The sequence below is a fragment of the Actinocorallia sp. A-T 12471 genome, assembly GCF_033875155.1.
GTDB lineage: Bacteria > Actinomycetota > Actinomycetes > Streptosporangiales > Streptosporangiaceae > Actinocorallia.
In genome coordinates, this window is the sequence record NZ_JAWZTE010000001.1 from 1079012 (window position 1) to 1097768 (window position 18757).

Consider the following 18757-nt stretch of genomic DNA (forward strand, 5'->3'; position numbering starts at 1 on the left):
ATGACCATCGCCGAACCGCGCACCGACCCGTCCGCCGCCGAGACACCGCCCCGCCCGACGCGCGGCCGCTTCCGACCGGGCGGCACGGTCCGCGAGGACCGCTACGCCCTCGTCGGGGCCGCCGCGGCGAGCCTCGCCCTTGTGTGGATTCTCTTCACCAGGCTGCTGCCGTTCTCCGGCGCGCTCGGCTTCGCCGTGTGCTGGTACGCGGCGTTCCTCGTCCTGTACGCGCTCGTCGTGACGCACGAGCACGGACGGCTCGCGGCGGTCGACCGGCTCGTCAGCGTGCTCGTGCACAGCGCGGGCGCGCTGAGCGTCACCGTCATCGCCGCGATCCTCGGGTTCACCGTGCTGCGCGGCGCGCAGGCGTTCGCGCACTCCAACTTCCTCACCCAGACGATGTCGGACACCGGCGCGCTCGACCCGCTGACCAGCGGCGGCGTCCTGCACGCCGTCGTCGGGTCGCTGATCCAGCTCGGCATCGGCGTCGCGATCGCGGTGCCGCTCGGCATCGCGACCGCGCTGTTCCTCGTGGAGGTCGGGGGGAGGCTGACCCGGCCCGTCCGGCTCATCGTGGACACGATGAGCGCGCTCCCGTCCGTCCTCGCGGGGCTGTTCGTGCTCGCCGCGTTCATCCTGACGTTCGGGTTCCAGAAGTCGGGCCTCGCCGCCGCCCTGGCGATCGCGATCATGATGGTGCCGATCGTCACCAGGGCGTCGGAGGTCGTGCTGCGGCTGGTGCCCGGCGGGCTGCGCGAGGCCGCCTACGCGCTGGGCGCGGGACAGTGGCAGGTCGTGTGGCGTGTCGTGCTGCCGACCGCGCGCTCCGGCCTGGCGACCGGCGTCGTGCTGGCGATGGCGCGCGGCGTGGGCGAGACCGCCCCCGTCCTGCTGACTGCCGGGTTCGCGCGCGGCATGAACGCCGACCCCTTCTCGGGGAACATGACCAACCTTCCCCTCTACATCTACACCTACGTGAAGTTCCCGCAGCCGGACATGGTGTCGCGGGCGTTCGGCGCGGCGCTCGTCCTCGCGCTCGTCGTGCTCGTGCTGTTCACCGTCGCGCGGCTGCTGGGGGGTGCGGCGCCCGGGCAGATGACGCGCCGGGCCCGCCGCAGGCTCGCCAAGGCCGACCGCGCGGCCGCCAAGACGCCCACCGCGCCGTCCGGGGACCTCCCCCTCACATCCGACAAGGAGACGTCCGCATGAGCGTTCGACGTCTTGGGGCGCTCGTCCTGGCGTCCCTGCTCGCCTTCCCGTGCGCGCGGCCCGCCGCCGCGGCCGACTTCGTGCCGGTGACCGGCAGCGGCTCGACCTGGAGCCAGGTCGCCCTCGACCAGTGGGCGGCGGCGGTGAAGAAGAACGGCATCACCGTCAACTACACCGGCTCCGGCTCGACGGCGGGCCGCACCGACTTCCGCAGCGCGCAGGTCGACTTCGCCGTCTCGGAGATCCCGTTCCAGCTGCGTCCCGAGGACGGCAGCCCGCCCGAGGTCAGCAAGCGCGACTACGCCTACATGCCGATCGTCGCGGGCGGCACCGCCTTCATGTACCACCTCACCAAGAACGGCAAGCGGGTGGAGAACCTGCGGCTGTCCGGCGAGACCATCACCAAGATCTTCACCGGGAAGATCACCAACTGGAGCGACCCGGCGATCACCAAGGACATGAACGGCGTCCAGATGCCGAACCGGAAGATCACCCCGGTGACCCGCTCGGACGGCTCGGGCACCACCGCGCAGTTCTCGCTGTGGATGGACGGCCAGTACCCCGACCTGTGGCGTGCCTTCTTCAAGAAGAAGGGCCTCACCTCCTACTATCCGACGCTGCCCGGCGGCAAGCAGCAGAACGGCTCCAACGGCGTCGCCGCCTACGTGGCGGCCAGCTACGGCGAAGGCGCGATCACGTACGTGGAGTACGCCTACGCGCGCAACGCGGGCTACCCGGTCGTCAAGGTGAAGAACAAGTCCGGGTACTTCACGCTGCCGACGGCGTCCAACGTCGCCGTGGCGCTCACTAAGGCCGAGATCGACTCGGACCTGACGCAGAAGCTCGAAGGCGTCTACAACAGCGCGGACAAGCGCGCTTATCCGCTGTCGAGCTACTCCTACATGATCATCCCGACGTCGACGCAGGCCCCCTTCACCAAGGAGAAGGGCCAGACGCTCTCGACGTTCATCGACTACTTCCTGTGCGCGGGCCAGCAGAAGGCACCCGAACTCGGCTACTCGCCGCTGCCCAAGAACCTTGTCGAGGCCGCCTACCGGCAGCTCAACCGCATCCCCGGCCACATCACCGCGGGCACCGACCTGTCCAAGTGCCACAACCCCACCTTCGAGGGCGGCAAGAACGTGCTGCTGGAGACCGCGCCGCAGCCCGAGGCGTGCGACCAGGAGGGCAAGATCCCCTGCGGCGAGCCGGGCGCGGGCACCACCGCCACCGCGGGCCCCGGCGCGACGGCCGCGCCCACCGCGAACGCCACGACGCCCGCCGTGGCCGTCGGGGACGGCCCCGTGGTCGCCGCGGGCACCACCGCCTTCGCCGAACCCGTGGAGGTCGCCGCGCAAAGCGGGACGGCGCTGGCCGCCGGAGCCATCGCCACGGCCGTCCTGCTCGGCGCGCTGGTCCTGCCGCCCGTCCTGACGGCCTACGCCCGCCGCCGTCGCGCCGGAGGCACCCGATGACGCGCAGGATCGCGGCCGCGCTGGCCGCCGTCGTCCTGGCGTTCTGCGCGACCGCCGCCGCCGACCCCAAGACCGGCGAGACCGCGACGCCGACGGCCACGCCTGGCCCGTCGGAGTCGCCGTCGCCCTCGCCGGACCCGGAGACCCCCGTCGAGCCCACCGACCCGCCCACTGAGCCCGAGTACCCCGGCAACACCAAGGGCAAGGTGACGCTCGACCAGTCCACCGACCTGGTCAACCAGGTGATCCGGGTGAGCTGGCGGGGGTTCACGCCGAGCTCCGACACGTTCCTCAGCGACAGCACGACCCACGTCGTGCGCGTCTACCAGTGCCGTGGCAAGCAGCCCGAGTCCGTCGCCGACTGCTACGGCTCGGGCTCGTTCACCTATCCCGACAAGCCCAAGGGCGGCGGCGTGCTGCCCGACGGGCCGACCAACGCCGTCACCGCGCTGACCGCGCCGAACGGCCGCGGCTACGCCGACATCGAGGTGCGCACCATCGCCGAGTCCGCGAGCCTCGCGTGCGACGCCGTGGACGACTGCTCGATCGTCGTCATCCCCAACGACGGCGACCCGACCAGGCCGACCCTTGCGGGCCAGCTCGCCACCCAGGCGTACCTCGACTCCGACTGGGCCTGGGCCAACCGGATCGTCGCGCCGATCGGCTTCGCGGTCACCGCGGCGACCTGCGCGCTTGAGGACGCCGACTTCCGCATCACCGGCTCCCCGCAGGCCAAACGGCTCATCGAGCGGTGGCAGCCCGGCCTGTGCACCTCCAAGGCCGACCTCGACGTCGACTACACCTCGCTCGGCGAGCCGCTCGCGCGGTCGAGCTTCCAGACGAACGGCACCGACGTGGCCCTGACGTCACGGCCGGAGGACACCGCGCCGTCCCGCGCGTTCGACTACGCGCCGGTCGGGATCTCCGGCATCGCCGTCGCCTACCGCGTCGACGACGCCGACACCGGCAAGCCGATCACCGGGATCAAGCTGACGCCGCGCCTCGTCGCCAAGCTGCTGACCACGTCCTACTCGATGAACGCCGCCTGCGGTCCCGGCGTGAAGGACTGCAACAAGGCGACCGCGGGCAACCCGCAGGACATCTTCCAGGACCCCGAGTTCCTCAAGCTCAACGGCGACGAGCGCTCCTGGCCCAGCATGGCGTGGCCGACCGTCGTCTCCGGCGACAACGACCTCACCTACGAGCTGACGCGCTGGTTGGCGGCCGACCCCGAGGCCGCGGCCTTCCTCAAGGGCGCCAAGGCACCGGGCGGGATGACGGTGAACAGGAACTTCAAGGGCGCGGAGTTCCCGACGAGCGCGTTCGTCTCCCGCGACCCCGACAAGCGGTTCGTCCACGGGTTCATCCCCGTGTTCGGCCTGTCCGACGTCGCCCGCTATCTGGTGACGAACCGGGACAACAGCGAGAACTACGTCAAGGACCAGTACGGCAACTACGTGAAGACCGGGCCCTACGCGATCGGCAACCGCGGGCTGTTCGCCGTCGTGTCCACCTCCGACGCCCAGGCGCTGCGGTTCTCCGCCGCCCGGCTGCGCAACGCCGCGGGCAAGTACGTCGCGCCGACCGACGCGTCGATGGCGGCGGCGCTGAAGCACCTGAAGACCAACGCCGACGGCGTCACCCAGCTGCCCGACTACACCGCCAAGGACCCGAAGGCGTACCCGCTGACGCACGTGCAGTACGCCGAGGTGCCCACGAACGGGGTCGAGGCCGCGAAGGCGCGCAAGATCGCGGCGTTCCTCGAGCACGCGGCGGGTCCCGGCCAGAAGGCGGGCATCAAGCCGGGCACCCGGCCCGTCGGCTACGTGCCCCTGAGCGCGGCGATGCGGGCGCAGACGAAGAAGGCCGCCAAGAACGTCATCGCGCAGAAGGGCAAGATCCCCGAGCCGCCGGGGGCCGCCGCGCCCGCCGCCCCGGTGGAGCCCGACACGCCGGAGCCCGCCACGCTGCCGGTGATCCAGGCGGGCGCGCCCGCGCCCATGGGCGGCCGCCTGTCGGCCGACGCCGCCGCGCTGTTCGGCTGGCTGCTGCCCGCGCTGCTCGGCTGCGGCGTCGGCGCGGCGCTGCTCGGCCCGATCCTGTACGCGGCGGGACGGTTCGGCCTCGCCGTCCCGGCACGGCCGTCGCCCAGGCTGCCGTTCGCGATCCCCCGTGGCGTGGGAAGGAGGCGCAAGCCGTGACCGCCGTAGAAGAACTCCCCGTGACGGAGTCGCCGAAGGAGACGACGCCGCCCAAGCCGTCGCCCGCCAACCTGCCGCTGCGCGCGGCCGGCGTGGCGCTCGGCCTGCTCGGCGTGTTCGTGCTCGGCTTCCTGGCCTACCTCGCGGTGCTCTCGCCGCTCCAGCACGACCGCGACCAGATCACCCGCTACGCCGACTTCCGCAAGGAACTCGCCGAGGGCACCGCGCCGGTGGCGCCGCCCATCGCCGCCGGGAAGTCGGTCGCGATCCTGGAGATCCCCAGGCTCGGGCTGCGCGAGGTCGTCGTGGAGGGCACGACCTCCGCCGACCTCGCGCACGGTCCCGGCCACCGCCGCGACACCCCGCTGCCCGGCCAGCCCGGCGTCAGCGTGATCCTCGGCAGGGCGGGCACCTACGGCGGCCCGTTCGGCGACCTCGGCAAACTGCACACCGGCGACGTCGTCACCGTCATCACCGGCCAGGGCCTGGCGTCCTACACCGTGAGCGGCACGGGTCCGTCGATCCTGCCGCCGGTCCCCGGGTCGTCGACGCTGGTGCTGGTGACCGCCGACAGCGGCGTCGCGCCGCGCGGCGAGGCCCTGGTGACGGCGCGGCTCACCGGCCAGCCCGTCGCGGGGAACTCCGCGGAGCCGCCGCGGATCGACAGGTCGGAGGTCGGCCTCAGCGGCGACCTCGGCGCGCTGATCCCGCTGCTGCTGTGGGCCGAGGCGCTCCTCCTGGCGATCGGCCTCACAACCTTCTCCTACCTGCGCTGGTCAAGGTGGCCGACCTACGTCATCTCCTCGCCCGTCCTGCTGGCGGTGCTCTGGAACATCTACGAGAGCCTCGCCCGGCTCCTCCCCAACACCCTGTGAAACTGGACGGGCCTGACATGACCGACATGACTGACAACACGCTGATCGACACCGTGCTGAACCTCGGCGCGCCGGTGCCGCGCGCCGGGGGCGGACTCGTCGCCACCGGCGTGTCCGCGTGGTTCGGCGAGCGCAAGGTGCTCGACCGGGTCGACCTCGCGATGGAACCCGGCAGGGTGACGGCGCTGATCGGCCCGTCCGGCTGCGGGAAGTCCACGTTCCTCCGGATACTCAACCGGATGCACGAGATGATCCCGTCGGCGTCGCTCGCGGGCGAGGTCGCGCTCGACGGCGTCGACATCTACGCGCCGGGACGCCGCATCACCGAGGTGCGCCGCCGCGTCGGCATGGTCTTCCAGAAGCCCAACCCGTTCCCCACGATGTCGATCTACGACAACGTGACGTCCGGGCTCAAGCTCTCAGGGATGAAGGTCGCCGACAAGGACGCCCTCGTCGAGCAGTGCCTGCGCCGCGCGGGCCTGTGGAAGGAGGTCGAGAAGCGGCTCCGCGCCCCCGGCGGCGCGCTGTCCGGCGGCCAGCAGCAGCGCCTGTGCATCGCCAGGTCCCTCGCGGTCTCGCCCGAGGTGCTGCTCATGGACGAGCCGTGCTCGGCGCTCGACCCCACCTCCACCCGCAGGATCGAGGAGACGATCGGCGAGCTCGCCGCCGAGGTCACGATCGTCATCGTCACCCACAACATGCAGCAGGCGCAGCGCGTGTCCGACACCTGCGCGTTCTTTCTCGCCGAACAGGACGCCCCCGGGCGTATCGTGGAATCTGGCGACACGTCGGAGATCTTCGACAACCCCGCGGACCCCCGCACCGCCGACTACGTGAACGGCCGCTTCGGATAGGTAGGCTGTTCGCGTTCCTTTTCCCCGCGTCAAGCTAGGACGGACCGTGTTCGAGAATCTCTCCGATCGGCTGACTTCGGTCTTCACCAACCTGCGCGGCAAGGGCAGGTTGTCGGAGTCCGACATCAACGCCACCGCGCGGGAGATCAGGGTCGCGCTCCTCGAGGCGGACGTCGCGCTTCCCGTGGTCAAGGAGTTCGTCGAGAAGGTCAAGGAGCGCGCGCGGGGGGCCGAGGTCTCCAAGGCGCTGAACCCGGCGCAGCAGGTCGTCAAGATCGTCAACGACGAGCTGATCGAGATCCTCGGCGGCGAGACCCGCAGGATCCGCTTCGCCAAGACCGCGCCGACGGTGATCATGCTGGCGGGCCTCCAGGGCGCCGGTAAGACGACGCTGGCCGGCAAGCTCGCGCGCTGGCTGAAGGAAGAGGGCCACACGCCCCTCCTTGTGGCCGCCGACCTCCAGCGTCCCAATGCCGTCCAGCAGCTCCAGGTCATGGGCGAGCGGGCCGGGGTGCCGGTCTTCGCGCCCGAGCCCGGCAACGGCGTCGGCGACCCCGTGCGCGTCGCGCAGTCCTCGATCATCGAGGCCAAGCGCGCCCAGCATGACGTGGTCCTCATCGACACCGCGGGCCGTCTCGGCATCGACACCGAGATGATGCAGCAGGCCATCGACATCCGGCAGAGCACCCAGCCGGACGAGGTCCTGTTCGTCGTGGACGCCATGGTCGGCCAGGACGCGGTCAACACCGCGCAGGCGTTCATGGACGGCGTCGGCTTCGACGGCGTCGTCCTCACCAAGCTCGACGGCGACGCGCGCGGCGGCGCGGCCCTGTCGATCAGGCAGATCACCGGCCGTCCCATCATGTTCGCCTCCACCGGGGAGAAGCTCGAGGACTTCGACGTCTTCCACCCCGACCGGATGGCAGGCCGCATCCTGGACATGGGCGACATCCTCACCCTCATCGAGCAGGCGCAGCGCCAGTTCGACGAGGAGGAGGCGACCCGGATGGCCGGGAAGCTGGCCTCGGGCGAGGACTTCACGCTGGATGACTTCCTCCAGCAGATGATGATGATCCAGAAGATGGGCCCGATCGGGAACCTTCTCGGCATGCTGCCCGGCATGGGACAGATGCGGCAGCAGATCGACCAGATCGACGACCGCGACCTCGACCGCGTCGCGGCGATCATCCGCTCGATGACGCCGGGCGAGCGCGCCGAGCCGAAGATCATCAACGGGTCCCGCCGCTCCCGCATCGCCAGGGGCTCGGGTACGACGGTCGGCGAGGTGAACTCGCTCGTCACCCGGTTCTTCCAGGCGCAGAAGATGATGAAGGCCATGGCCGGCGGCATGGGCATCCCCGGCATGCCGGGCACCCGCCGCGGTAAGGCCGCCAAGCAGACCAAGCAGAAGAAGGGCAAGCGCGTCTCCGGCGACCCCCGCAAGCGCGCCCTCGGCCCCGCCGCCAAGCCCGACAGCCCCGAGCAGGGAGCCCTCCCCCCCGCCTTCGGCGGCGGCCTCCCCACCCAACTCCCCCCGGGCTTCCAAATGCCCGACCTCGGCGACTTCAAAAAGAAGAACGACTGACCCAGCCCACCGACCCTCCAATCGAGCCAGCGGAGCGCCGCTAGGCGCGGCCCCATGACCTGGGGATTTAAGGGAGCGCCGTCAGGCGCGGCGAGTCACGTGATCGGGCGCCCTGGGCTGCCCCGGAGGCCCCCCAGGGCCGGAGGGGCAGCCCAGGATCGCAAAGCGCCCGATCACCAGCCCGCCCGTAGGCCCCCAGGGCCGGAGGGCGGGCAAAAAAACAGAGCGTGGTGTGAACGAGCAGTCACGGGCGTCTGGCAGAATGGGGTGCTGGAAACCCGGTTTGTTAGGCGCCCTCTCTCGCTCTGGCGGCCGGAGTCCATCTGAGCGGCGCCGCGTTGGTCCCCACCCTTGCGGTCGTCTCTCTCCTGTTACTGAAACCGGAGTTACCACACCCGTGGCTGTCAAGATCAAGCTCAAGCGTCTCGGTAAGATCCGCGGCGCCCAGTACCGCATCGTCGTCGCCGACGCCCGCACCAAGCGGGACGGTCGTGCGATCGAGGAGATCGGCAAGTACCACCCGAAGGAGGAGCCCTCGCTGATCGAGGTCTCGTCCGAGCGGGTGCAGTACTGGCTGGGCGTCGGCGCGCAGCCGACCGAGTCCGTCGAGAAGCTGCTCAAGGTCACCGGCGACTGGCAGAAGTTCAAGGGCCTTCCCGGCGCCGAGGGCACGCTGAAGACCGCCGAGGCCAAGGCCGACAAGGGCGAGCTGTTCGCCGCCGCCGCCAAGGAGGCCGCGAACCTCGAGGGCGCGGCCACCACGCCGAAGGCCAAGAAGAAGGCCGAGGCCAAGGAAGAGTCCACCGAGACCGAAGCCCCGAGCGAGGTCTAAGTGCTCGAAGAAGCGCTCGAGCACCTGGTCCGCGGCATCGTCGATCACCCCGACGAGGTGCAGGTGGGCGCCAAGCGGATCCGCGGTGGCCGGGTTCTCGAGGTGCGTGTGCACCCCGAGGACCTCGGCAAGGTCATCGGCCGGAGCGGTCGTACCGCGAAGGCCCTCCGCACGGTCATGGGCGCCCTGTCGGGCGGCCGTTATGTCCGGGTGGACCTGCTCGACGTCAACGAGGTCCGCTGACCAGTGCAGTTGGTAGTGGGCCGTATCGGCAAACCGCACGGGATCCGCGGCGACGTCACCGTCGACGTGCGCACCGATGACGTCGACGCCCGGTTCGCGCCGGGTGCGACGCTCGTCACGGATCCCGTGTCGGCCGGTCCGCTGACCGTCGCGACGGCCCGCTGGCACAGCGGACGGCTCGTCGTCCGCTTCGCGGGCGTCGCCGACCGCGACCGCGCCGAGGAGCTGCGCGGCACCTATCTGGTGATCGACTCCGCGGAGATCCTCACCTCGTCAGATCCTGACGACTTCCACGACCAGCAGCTCATCGGGCTGAAGGTCGTCACCACCTCCGGCGAGGAGATCGGGACGGTCTCGGAGATCCTGCACCACGCGCAGGTGCTCGTTGTGGTGGACACCCCCGCCGGTGACCGTTATGTGCCTTTCGTCGCGGCGCTCGTCCCGGAGGTCGACCTCGAAGGCGGCCGCCTGGTCGTCGACCCGCCCGGCGGGCTGTTCGACTAGACCGGACCTCTCTGTGCGCTTCGACGTCATCACGATCTTCCCCGAGTACTTCTCGCCCCTGTCGGCCTCCCTGCTGGGCAAGGCCGCCGACAAGGGGCTTCTGTCGTTCGGGGTGCACGACCTGCGCGACTGGGCCTACGACAGGCACCGGACCGTGGACGACACGCCTTACGGCGGCGGCCCCGGCATGGTCATGAAGCCCGACCCCTGGGGCGAGGCCCTTGACGACGTGCTCACGCCCGAAAGCCGACTCGTCGTCCCGACCCCGTCAGGCAGGCCGTTCACTCAGGCCGTCGCTGGTGAACTCGCCTCCGCGCCGCACCTTGTGTTCGCGTGCGGGCGCTACGAGGGCATCGACTCAAGGGTGATGGCCCACTACCGCGACGTCGTGCAGGTCCACGAACTCAGCATCGGCGACTACGTGCTCGCCGGGGGAGAGGTCGCCGTCCTGGTGATGGTCGAGGCGGTCTCCCGGCTCGTGCCCGGCGTGCTGGGCAACGCCGAGTCGGTCTCCGACGACTCCTTCGCGCCCGGCCGGATGGAGACCCTTGTGGAAGGGCCCGTCTACACCAAGCCGCCCGTCTGGCGCGGGCGGGCGGTGCCCGACGTCCTCAAGTCGGGCCACCACGGGAAGATCGCGCGCTGGCGGCGCGACGAGGCGTTCCGCAGGACCGCGGCCCTGCGGCCGGACCTCCTCGCGCGCCTCGACCCCAAGGCCCTGGACAAGCACGACCGCAAGCTCCTCACTGAGCTCGGCCATGGCGATCTGGCCACCCCCGGCCGGCACGCCGCCGAGTCCTGACGCCGCCCAGTCCTGACGCCGCCGAGTCCTGACCTGGGCCGGGAGCGCTCCGATTTGGAGGAGCACCGCGAACCTGTGGCAGACTAGAGCGGTCGCGCGCCTTCCGCGCGCGCCCACACGTCCCCGCGCCTGACGCCCCCATCTTGACCTCTGGGGCCTCTCCGGTCCGGGCCAGCCAAGCAAGGACACTCCATGCACACCCTGATCCAGGAGATCGAGAAGGCCGCCCTGCGGTCGGACCTCCCGAGCTTCCGCCCCGGCGACACCGTCAAGGTGCACGTGCGCATCACCGAGGGCAAGGTCAGCCGTATCCAGGTCTTCGAGGGCGTCGTGATCCGCCGCCAGGGCGGCGGCGCGCGCGAGACCTTCACCGTCCGCAAGGTCAGCAAGGGCGGCTACGGCGTCGAGCGGACCTTCCCGCTGAACCTGCCGGCCATCGAGAAGCTCGAGGTCACCATCCGCGGCGACGTGCGGCGCGCCAAGCTGTACTACCTGCGCAACCTGCGCGGCAAGGCCGCCCGCATCAAGGAGAAGCGCGACTTCTAGTCCGCGCCCTCCACGGGACTTTCCGAACGCCTGGCCTCTTTGGGGCCGGGCGTTCGGCGTTCTTGGCCTGCCCATGGGGCCGTCCCCGGGGACCGCCGTACCGGGCGGCGCTAGGCTCGGTCCCTGATGAGCGACGAAGAACCAGGGCCGAGCGCGTCCGGGGAGGATCGAAGACCGGTGCGTTCCGATGTCGACGGCGTCAGCGCCGACGAGGGGGAGGGAACCGGAGGCTCCGAGGAGTCTTCCGGCGACGAGAACGTCAAGGAAGGCAAGGACAAGAAGCAGGGTTCCTTCTGGAAGGAACTGCCGCTGCTGATCGGGGTGGCGCTGGTCCTCGCCCTGGTGATCAAGACCTTTGTCGTGCAGGCGTTCTACATCCCGTCGTCGTCCATGGAGGAGACCCTCCAGATCGGCGACCGGGTCCTGGTCAACAAGCTCGTGTACAAGTTCCGCGACGTCGAGCGCGGCGACATCGTCGTCTTCAGCGGCCTGGAGAGCTGGGACCCCGAGGTCGACGTGGCCGAGCCGACCAATCCCGTCCAGCGCGTCCTGAGGGGCGTGGGGACGGCGTTCGGGGTCGTCGCGGGGGAGAAGGACTACATCAAGCGGGTCGTGGGCGTGCCGGGCGACCACGTCGTCTGCTGTGACGCGGCCACCGGGCGGATCACCGTCAACGGGGTCAAGCTCGACGAGACGCCCTATCTGTACACCGATCTGGCCACCGGTAAGCAGAACGTGCCGTCGTCCCAGAAGTTCGACGTGGTCGTGCCGCCCGGAAGGCTCTGGGTCATGGGCGACCACCGCGAGGTGTCCTGGGACTCGCGCGGCCACCAGGCCGACCCGGGGGCGGGCACGATCCCCGTCAGCAGCGTGATCGGGCGGGCGTTCGTGGTGGTCTGGCCGGTGCGGAACTGGAAGATCCTGGAGATCCCCGCCACCTATGCGCAGCCCTCGCTGGGGGCGGGCGGATCGGGGAGCGCGCCGCTCGCCGCGGTGGCGTCGCCGCCGGTCCTGCTGCGCCGCTACTGAGGGGCGATCTCGGCGGGCGTTGGGTGGTCGTCCCCGTCTGGGCGTAAGGTTCCGGATATGGACAGGAGCTCTCACCGGCACCGCCCGTGATCACCGGGACACGCCGCCCCCTGCGGTTCACCCCGCGCCGGGACGCCGGCATGTACGGCTACGAGCGCGCCCTGGCGCACGGCGGCTTCACCCGCGTCGCCGGAGTGGACGAGGCGGGCCGCGGCGCGTGCGCCGGGCCGCTCGTCGTGGCCGCGGTGATCCTCGACGGGCTCAAGGTCCCCGGCCTCGCGGACTCCAAGCTGCTCACCGAGCCGCGGCGCGAGGAGCTGTACGAGGAGATCGTCGCGCGGGCCGTCTGGTCGGCGCTTGTCGTGCCGAGCACGGAGATCGACAGGGTCGGGCTGCACGTCAGCAACGTCACCGGGATGCGGCGGGCGCTCCGGGCGCTGCCGGTGGACCCGTCATATGTGCTGAGCGACGGGTTCGGGGTGCCCGGCCTCGAGGTGCCGAGCCTGCGGGTGATCAAGGGGGACCGCGCGGTGGCCTGCATCGCCGCGGCGTCCATCGTCGCCAAGGTCACCAGGGACCGGATCATGCGCGGCCTGCACGAGACCTATCCCCAGTACGGCTTCGACGAGCACAAGGGCTACAGCACCCCCGAGCACATGGCCGCCCTCACCGGCCACGGCCCGTGCCCGGAACACCGCTTCTCCTTCGTCAACGTCCGCGCCCGCATGGGCGACGGCACGGGGCCGCGTGAGGAGCGGCTGAGCCGGACTCCGTGACCCGGCACGCCCCGACCCTGAGGGGTCAGCACGTGCCTGCCACGGTCAGCCGACGTGGACCCACTTGGCAACGAAGGGGATGCCCTAGGCGTCGGTGGCGAAGAGCATGCACCACCCGGGCTCAGCCCCGGCTGACGATCTCTGCTGCCTTTTTCAGGTGCTTCTTCAGGTCCGACTCGAACTGCGCGAACCCTGGCGCGTTCTCCTCGATGCCCTGTTCCTCATAGGCGCGCAGAACGGCCAACCGGACCCCCGAGTAGTTCACCTCGACCTGGCAGGCGTGATCGGCCTTGGCGGTCGCGAACTCCGCAGAAGACCCCTGCTCACCGGAGGAACCCTCACCCGACCAGCGGGGGTCCGCCTCCGCCTCCGCCGGACTCCGATAGACGAACCCCGCTTCCTTCATGCAGGACGCCCAGTTCTCCTCGACGGCGAGGACACGGCTGTCTACCTTCGTCAGCGCGAGGGCGTTCTCCTCGGTGGTCTCCGGGAGGGAGAAGACGTCATAGGGCTTGCCACCCCAGCCGAGTTTCTTCGACGCCGCTCCCGCACATCCCCCCTCGGGCCCTTGTTTCCCCGACCCCAAGTCCCCATCCACAGTGGTCAACACAGCCATCTGATCATCGGTGAGGCCAGGACCGGGAGGGTCGAACATCTGCGGCCCGAGCGCCAACTCCGCGGCCTCCCGCTCGGCGTCCGGGGGGTGGTAGCCGTACCTTTCGATGCTCGCCTCATCACGCCACGCGCCGAGCAGCTGCTGTGCCCGCGCCAGGCCGGTCGGCTTGATCGTCGTGTTGGTCCACGATTCGCCGTACTCCCGCATACAGTCGCCGACCAGGAGATCAAGAGCCTGGAAAAGTGTCTTGCGCTCGTCGAAACCTCCGATGTAACGATCCAGGGGAAGCGCCCAGTCCGCAGCCGACTGAGGCGTCGTGACCGATTCCAGGTCTGTCTGAGGCTTGTCCGCGCTCCCTCCGCACGCCGCAACGGAAAGGAACAGGATGCCAACCGAGAAGAGAGAGGAGAAACGAAGCAATGTCCACTGCCTTCTATGTATCCGATAAAGTTCCGCAGGAAAGATCATCGACCCGCGAGAGGGAGGTGGATCTTCGAATCGGCGTCCTCTTCCGGTCATGTCGTATCGCCTCAGGGCTTCGACGGGGTCAGGTCCTCGCCCGGTCCGCAGGGCTGCCGATCTTCCGGCTTGTCGGGGGGCTGGGGGTCGCGCCGGGGGTGTTCTCGGCGGTTCGTACGCTGAGTGTGGGGACGTCGCGGAGGGGGATCCTCGGCTGTTGGCCTGCGTGTGAGCAGCTCTGAGCGGTTGTCGCCGGTCCGGCGGTCCGGCGTGCCCATCATGTTGTGCCCTTCTCCACAGGACTCCACTAGCCTTCGGGGTAGGGCTGAAGGTGGTGGTCGCTGGCGGGCCCGTCAGCGGATGATCATGGAGTCGGCGGCCCTGGAGCGCAGGTTTGGAGGCGGAATGCCTGGTGAGAGGCACTTGCAGGGTGTCGAGGAGGCTGACGATGTCTGCTGAGGACCTGGAGAAGTACGAGACGGAGATGGAGCTGCAGCTCTATCGCGAATACCGGGACGTCGTCGGGCTGTTCACCTATGTGGTGGAGACGGAACGGCGGTTCTACCTGACCAACACGGTGGATCTCCAGGTGCGGGCGCTGGAGGGCGGCGAGGTCTACTTCGAGGTCACCATGCAGGACGCGTGGGTCTGGGACATGTACCGTCCGGCGCGGTTTGTGAAGAATGTAAGGGTCGTCACGTTCCATGATGTGAACGTCGAGGAACTCGCCAAGCCCGATCTGCAACTGCCGAACTAGATAATTTTTTTCTTTCTCCTCATCGCCATGGTTCGTCCGCTTTTGTCGGGCGTTTTGTCTGCCGTCCTCGCTGAAGTTATCCACAGAATTTGATTCGGGTCCGGTTTGTTCGGTCGGGTGGATGCAGTGTCGGGGGCGGAGGTGATCGGCGATGAACGCCAACCACGAACTCGGCAGACGCGGCGAGGAAGCCGCGACCGTCTACCTGCGACGGCTCGGCTGGCAGGTGCTCGACCGCAACTGGCGGTGCCCGGAAGGGGAGCTCGACATAGTCGCCCTGGAAGGGCGCACCCACGTCTTCTGCGAGGTCAAGACCCGCAGAGACGTCGGCTTCGGCCACCCCGCCGAGGCGCTGACCCCCGTGAAAGCACGCCGTTTAAGGCGACTCGCGCTGCGCTGGAGCCGCGAACACGGCGTCCGGGCGGCCGGCATCCGCATCGACCTGATCGGCCTCGTCGGCGGCGGGCCCGCGGGCTTCACCGTCGAGCACTTGCGGGAGGTGGCGTGATGGCGCTCGCCCGTACCCGCTCCGTCGGCCTCATCGGCGTACGCGGGCATCTGGTCGACGTGGAGGCGGCGATCACCAATGGAACGCCTGGGCTGCATCTTGTCGGGCTGCCTGATACCGCGCTCAGTGAGGCGCGTGATCGCGTCAGGGCGGCGATCCTGCACTCGGGGGAGGACTGGCCCACCCGGCACATGACCGTCGCGCTCGGACCCGCCGACCTGCCGAAGGCCGGCGCGGGGTTCGATCTGGCCATCGCCGTCGCGATCCTCGCCGCGGCGGGGGTGCTGCCGGTGGCGGCGTGCGCGGAACCGGTCATGATCGGGGAACTCGGGCTCGACGGGCGCGTCAGGGCCGTCAGGGGGGCGCTTCCCGCGGTCCTGGGGGCGGCTGAGGCGGGGTTCCGCACCGTCGTGGTGCCGCTCGCCAACCGGGAGGAGGCCGAACTCGTCCCGGGGGTGCGGGTGCTGGCGGTGCCGTCGCTCAGGGCGCTGCTGTGCGAGTTGCGCGGCGAACCCGTCCCTGAGGAGCCGGAACGGCCAGCGGAGCCGCCGCCTTACACGCCGGTGGATTCGGCGCGGACCCGTCGAGGGACGCTCGACCTCGCCGACGTGCGCGGGCAGTCGGAGGGCAGGCGCGCGCTGGAGATCAGCGCGGCCGGCGGGCACCACCTGTTCCTGCTCGGGCCACCGGGCTGCGGCAAGACCATGCTCGCCGAACGGCTGCCCAGCCTGCTGCCGCCGCTGGAACGGCAGACCGCCCTTGAGGTCACCGCGATCCACTCGGTCGCGGGCACCCTCCCGCCGGGCCAGCCGCTGGTCGCCCATCCGCCGTTCCACGCGCCGCACCACACCGCGTCGCGCGCGGCGATGATCGGCGGCGGCTCGGGCCGCCGCGTCCGGCCAGGCGCGATCAGCCTCGCCCACGCGGGCGTCCTGTTCGTGGACGAGGCCCCAGAGTTCCAAGGCGGGGTGCTCGACTCGATGCGGCAGCCCATGGAACAGGGCGAGGTCTGCATCGACCGTACGGCTTTCACCGTCAAGTTCCCCGCGCTGTTCACCCTGGTGATGGCCGCCAATCCCTGTCCCTGCGCCGCCGCGAAGGTCCTGCAATGCCGCTGCACTCCCGCGATCCGCTCGCGCTACCTGTCCCGCATCTCCGGCCCGCTCCTCGACCGGGTGGACCTCAAGCTGGAGCTGAGCCCGGCCACCCGCGCCGAGCTCCGCTACGACCTGGAGGCCGCCGAGTCCAGCGCGACGGTCTCGGCCCGCGTCCTGGAGGCACGCGAACGCGCGCTCAAACGCATGGCGGGCCTGCCATGGCGCACCAACAGCGAGGTCCCAGGCCCGGAGCTGCGTCGCAGCTTCGCCCCGCCCCCGGAGTCCCTGGTCCCCCTGGAACTAGCCCTCCAGGACGGCTCCCTCAGCGCCCGAGGCATGGACCGCGCCCTGCGCACCGCCTGGACCATCGCCGACCTCGCGGGCCGCGACTCCCCAGCCCCCTGGGACACCGCCGAAGCCCTCGCCTTCTGGCAGGGCCACACCACCTAACCCCCCACCCACCCCCGAAACGCCCCCACCCCAACCCAACCCCGGCCCCACCCCCACCAGGCCCAGCGGACCCCCACACCCCGTCCGCTGGGCCCCCAACAAACCCCAGGAGGCTCCTCACAAACCCTTACTGCCCGGGCCCACCCGCAGAACTGCGCGCCTAGCGCCTGTGCGAGTGCGTCCCCGCCAGCGACACGTGCCCGTCCCTAGCTCGGGCCACGGCCGTCACGGGCCCGTCCCCGTCACGTGCATGCGCCCGGCGACCTGTACGGGTCGCGCGTGCCACATCCGGCCACGCGTGCGTGCGCCCGGTGGCCCGCGCGGGGCGGCGCGTGCTGCGGACGGGCGCGTGTGCGTGCGCGTCGCGTGCGCGCGCCGACGACCTGTGCGGGTCCGCGCGCCACCGTGCCCGGTCACGTGTGCGGCGGGTGTCGTGTGCGGCGTGCCGTGTGCGGTGCGTGTGGGTGCTTGGTGGCCTCTGCGGGGTGGAGCGTGCTGTGGGCGGGTGCGTTCCGATGGGAGCGTGCGGGTGGCTTGGGTGGAACGGGTGTTGGTGCGGTGGCTCGGGTGGGAGGGGCGGGCGCGGGGGTGCCTGGCTGGGGAGGCTGGGGGCTTGTGGGTGGGGTGGGTTGTCGTGTGGAAGCTGGCTGGAGATTTGGGAGGAGTGGAAGGTATGGAGGACGAGAGGGTTGCTCGGGTCTGGCTCAGTGGGGTCTGTGAGCCGGGCGATGTGAGCGTGTGGCGGATGGTGAAGGCGTTGGGGGCCGTGGAGGCGGTCGCGGCGATTCAGCGGGGAAGGGTGCACAGGGAGAGCGGGGCTACGGAGAAGAAGGTCACCGGGTGGGGGATGCGCGCGGGGGCGTTCGATCTGGAGGGGGCGCTGTTCATCTGCGCGCAGTACGGGGGGAGGGTGGTCTGTCCAGGGGACGCGGAGTGGCCTTCGACGCTCGACCAGCTGGGGGAGTCCGCGCCGCTGCTGCTCTGGGTGCGTGGCGAGCTTGACCTGCGCGCGGTGTGCCTGAGGTCGGTCGCGGTCGTGGGGGCCAGGGCGGCGACCCCGTATGGGATACGGGCGGCGGCCGATCTCGGGGCTGAGCTCTCCGACCGGGGGTGGACCGTCGTGAGCGGCGGTGCGCTCGGGATCGACGGCGCGGCGCACCGGGGGGCGCTGGCCGCGGACGGGAACACCGTCGCGGTGCTCGCCAGCGGCGTCGACGTCGCGTATCCGCCGCGTCATGAGGGGCTGTTCGCCGAGATCGCGGCGAAGGGGCTTCTGGTGAGCGAGTGGCCGCCGACGGCGCACCCGACGCGGCCGAGGTTCCTTGTGCGCAACCGCGTCATCGCGGCGCTGACCAGGGGGACCGTCGTGGTGGAGGCCGACCTGCGCAGCGGCGCGCTCAACACGGCGCACCACGCCAGGTCGCTCGGCCGTCAGCTGATGGCCTATCCGGGGCCGGTGACGTCGCTGATGTCGCGCGGCTGCCACGACCTCCTGCGGGCAAGCCCTCCGCATACCAGGCTGGTCACCGGAGTCGACGACGTCCTGGAAGAGGTAGGCCCGATCGGCGAGGGCCTCGACCGCCCCGACGGCCGTCCCATCCTCCCCCGCGACCACCTGGACCCCGACACCCGCGCGGTCCTCGAAGCGATCCCCGCCGGCCCCCGAGGCACCCCCACCCACGCCATAGCCGCAGCCGCCTCCCTGGACCTCCCCACCACCCGCAGCCGCCTGGCCCTCCTCGCCGCCACCGGCTTCACCACCCGAACCCGCACCGGCTGGCGCCTAAACCCCCCCACCTAACCCACCCCACCCCTGCCCGGCCCCCGACCCCACCCAACCCCACGCTCAGCGCCCCGGCCCCCGCCCAGGCCCCCGCCCGGGCCCGCCCGCCCCCGCCCCGGTCCCGCGCCGCCCTCGGCCTCGGCCTCGGCCCCACCC

At 70.7% G+C, this 18757-nt stretch carries 18 protein-coding genes; 17 read left to right on the forward strand and 1 reads right to left on the reverse strand.

Annotated features, from left to right (window positions below; all coding sequences use genetic code 11):
• The 13 genes from pstA (at nt 1) to R9X44_RS05075 (ending at nt 12931) form a co-directional block, all read left to right on the forward strand.
• Nucleotides 1-1209 (forward strand): phosphate ABC transporter permease PstA, encoded by a 1209-nt coding sequence (gene pstA, locus R9X44_RS05015; RefSeq protein ID WP_319812750.1) that lies wholly within the window; start codon nt 1-3, stop codon nt 1207-1209.
• Nucleotides 1206-2684 (forward strand): phosphate ABC transporter substrate-binding protein PstS, encoded by a 1479-nt coding sequence (pstS, locus tag R9X44_RS05020; protein ID WP_319812751.1) that lies wholly within the window; start codon nt 1206-1208, stop codon nt 2682-2684. The genes pstA and pstS overlap by 4 nt, the downstream gene beginning before the upstream one ends.
• On the forward strand, nt 2681-4885 hold the full coding sequence (locus tag R9X44_RS05025; RefSeq protein WP_319812752.1) for a substrate-binding domain-containing protein: 2205 nt from the start codon (nt 2681-2683) through the stop codon (nt 4883-4885). Before pstS ends, R9X44_RS05025 begins: the two co-directional genes overlap by 4 nt.
• Nucleotides 4882-5760 (forward strand): sortase, encoded by an 879-nt coding sequence (locus tag R9X44_RS05030; RefSeq protein WP_319812753.1) that lies wholly within the window; start codon nt 4882-4884, stop codon nt 5758-5760. The genes R9X44_RS05025 and R9X44_RS05030 overlap by 4 nt, the downstream gene beginning before the upstream one ends.
• Nucleotides 5761-5786: 26 nt before the next feature.
• The gene (locus R9X44_RS05035; protein ID WP_319812754.1) at nt 5787-6614 is read left to right on the forward strand and encodes a phosphate ABC transporter ATP-binding protein; all 828 of its coding nucleotides are present in this window, start codon (nt 5787-5789) and stop codon (nt 6612-6614) included.
• 46 nt (nt 6615-6660) lie between these two features.
• Nucleotides 6661-8199 (forward strand): signal recognition particle protein, encoded by a 1539-nt coding sequence (gene ffh / locus R9X44_RS05040; protein ID WP_319812755.1) that lies wholly within the window; start codon nt 6661-6663, stop codon nt 8197-8199.
• 397 nt (nt 8200-8596) lie between these two features.
• The gene (rpsP, locus tag R9X44_RS05045; protein ID WP_319812756.1) at nt 8597-9031 is read left to right on the forward strand and encodes a 30S ribosomal protein S16; all 435 of its coding nucleotides are present in this window, start codon (nt 8597-8599) and stop codon (nt 9029-9031) included.
• Nucleotides 9032-9274 (forward strand): RNA-binding protein, encoded by a 243-nt coding sequence (locus R9X44_RS05050; RefSeq protein WP_230612575.1) that lies wholly within the window; start codon nt 9032-9034, stop codon nt 9272-9274. It abuts the gene before it with no gap.
• 3 nt (nt 9275-9277) lie between these two features.
• Nucleotides 9278-9778 (forward strand): ribosome maturation factor RimM, encoded by a 501-nt coding sequence (gene rimM, locus R9X44_RS05055; RefSeq protein WP_319812757.1) that lies wholly within the window; start codon nt 9278-9280, stop codon nt 9776-9778.
• A 13-nt stretch (nt 9779-9791) separates the two neighbouring features.
• Nucleotides 9792-10580, forward strand: a complete 789-nt coding sequence (gene trmD / locus R9X44_RS05060) for a tRNA (guanosine(37)-N1)-methyltransferase TrmD (RefSeq protein WP_319812758.1) — start codon at nt 9792-9794, stop codon at nt 10578-10580.
• A gap of 192 nt (nt 10581-10772) precedes the next feature.
• Nucleotides 10773-11126 (forward strand): 50S ribosomal protein L19, encoded by a 354-nt coding sequence (gene rplS / locus R9X44_RS05065; RefSeq protein ID WP_319812759.1) that lies wholly within the window; start codon nt 10773-10775, stop codon nt 11124-11126.
• Nucleotides 11127-11303: 177 nt separating this feature from the next.
• A complete protein-coding gene (gene lepB, locus R9X44_RS05070) occupies nt 11304-12155 on the forward strand; it encodes a signal peptidase I (protein ID WP_319812760.1) in 852 nt (283 codons plus the stop codon).
• An 86-nt stretch (nt 12156-12241) separates the two neighbouring features.
• Nucleotides 12242-12931 carry a ribonuclease HII gene (locus tag R9X44_RS05075; protein WP_319812761.1) on the forward strand — a complete coding sequence of 230 codons (690 nt, stop codon included), beginning with the start codon at nt 12242-12244 and terminating at the stop codon, nt 12929-12931.
• A gap of 121 nt (nt 12932-13052) precedes the next feature.
• On the opposite strand, the gene R9X44_RS05080 is transcribed toward R9X44_RS05075, so the two are convergent.
• Nucleotides 13053-13967, reverse strand: coding sequence for a hypothetical protein (locus R9X44_RS05080; RefSeq protein WP_319812762.1), 915 nt, complete (start codon nt 13965-13967; stop codon nt 13053-13055).
• Between the two features lie 487 nt (nt 13968-14454).
• Here R9X44_RS05080 and R9X44_RS05085 point away from each other — a divergent pair, with 487 nt between their 5' ends.
• The 4 genes from R9X44_RS05085 (at nt 14455) to dprA (ending at nt 18619) form a co-directional block, all read left to right on the forward strand.
• Nucleotides 14455-14763 (forward strand): DUF2469 domain-containing protein, encoded by a 309-nt coding sequence (locus R9X44_RS05085; RefSeq protein ID WP_123662559.1) that lies wholly within the window; start codon nt 14455-14457, stop codon nt 14761-14763.
• Between the two features lie 151 nt (nt 14764-14914).
• Nucleotides 14915-15271, forward strand: coding sequence for a YraN family protein (locus R9X44_RS05090; protein WP_319812763.1), 357 nt, complete (start codon nt 14915-14917; stop codon nt 15269-15271).
• A complete protein-coding gene (locus tag R9X44_RS05095; protein ID WP_319812764.1) occupies nt 15271-16818 on the forward strand; it encodes a YifB family Mg chelatase-like AAA ATPase in 1548 nt (515 codons plus the stop codon). The genes R9X44_RS05090 and R9X44_RS05095 overlap by 1 nt, the downstream gene beginning before the upstream one ends.
• A gap of 673 nt (nt 16819-17491) precedes the next feature.
• Nucleotides 17492-18619, forward strand: coding sequence for a DNA-processing protein DprA (gene dprA, locus R9X44_RS05100; RefSeq protein WP_319812765.1), 1128 nt, complete (start codon nt 17492-17494; stop codon nt 18617-18619).
• Nucleotides 18620-18757 lie beyond the last annotated feature (138 nt).

Coding starts and splice junctions, on each gene's coding strand:
- pstA (WP_319812750.1), top strand. CDS start 1: ATGACCATCGCCGAACCGCGCACCGACCCGTCCGCCGCCGAGACACCG.
- R9X44_RS05085 (WP_123662559.1), top strand. CDS start 14,455: ATGTCTGCTGAGGACCTGGAGAAGTACGAGACGGAGATGGAGCTGCAG.
- R9X44_RS05090 (WP_319812763.1), top strand. CDS start 14,915: ATGAACGCCAACCACGAACTCGGCAGACGCGGCGAGGAAGCCGCGACC.
- R9X44_RS05025 (WP_319812752.1), top strand. CDS start 2,681: ATGACGCGCAGGATCGCGGCCGCGCTGGCCGCCGTCGTCCTGGCGTTC.
- dprA (WP_319812765.1), top strand. CDS start 17,492: ATGGAGGACGAGAGGGTTGCTCGGGTCTGGCTCAGTGGGGTCTGTGAG.
- rplS (WP_319812759.1), top strand. CDS start 10,773: ATGCACACCCTGATCCAGGAGATCGAGAAGGCCGCCCTGCGGTCGGAC.
- pstS (WP_319812751.1), top strand. CDS start 1,206: ATGAGCGTTCGACGTCTTGGGGCGCTCGTCCTGGCGTCCCTGCTCGCC.
- R9X44_RS05035 (WP_319812754.1), top strand. CDS start 5,787: ATGACTGACAACACGCTGATCGACACCGTGCTGAACCTCGGCGCGCCG.
- R9X44_RS05095 (WP_319812764.1), top strand. CDS start 15,271: ATGGCGCTCGCCCGTACCCGCTCCGTCGGCCTCATCGGCGTACGCGGG.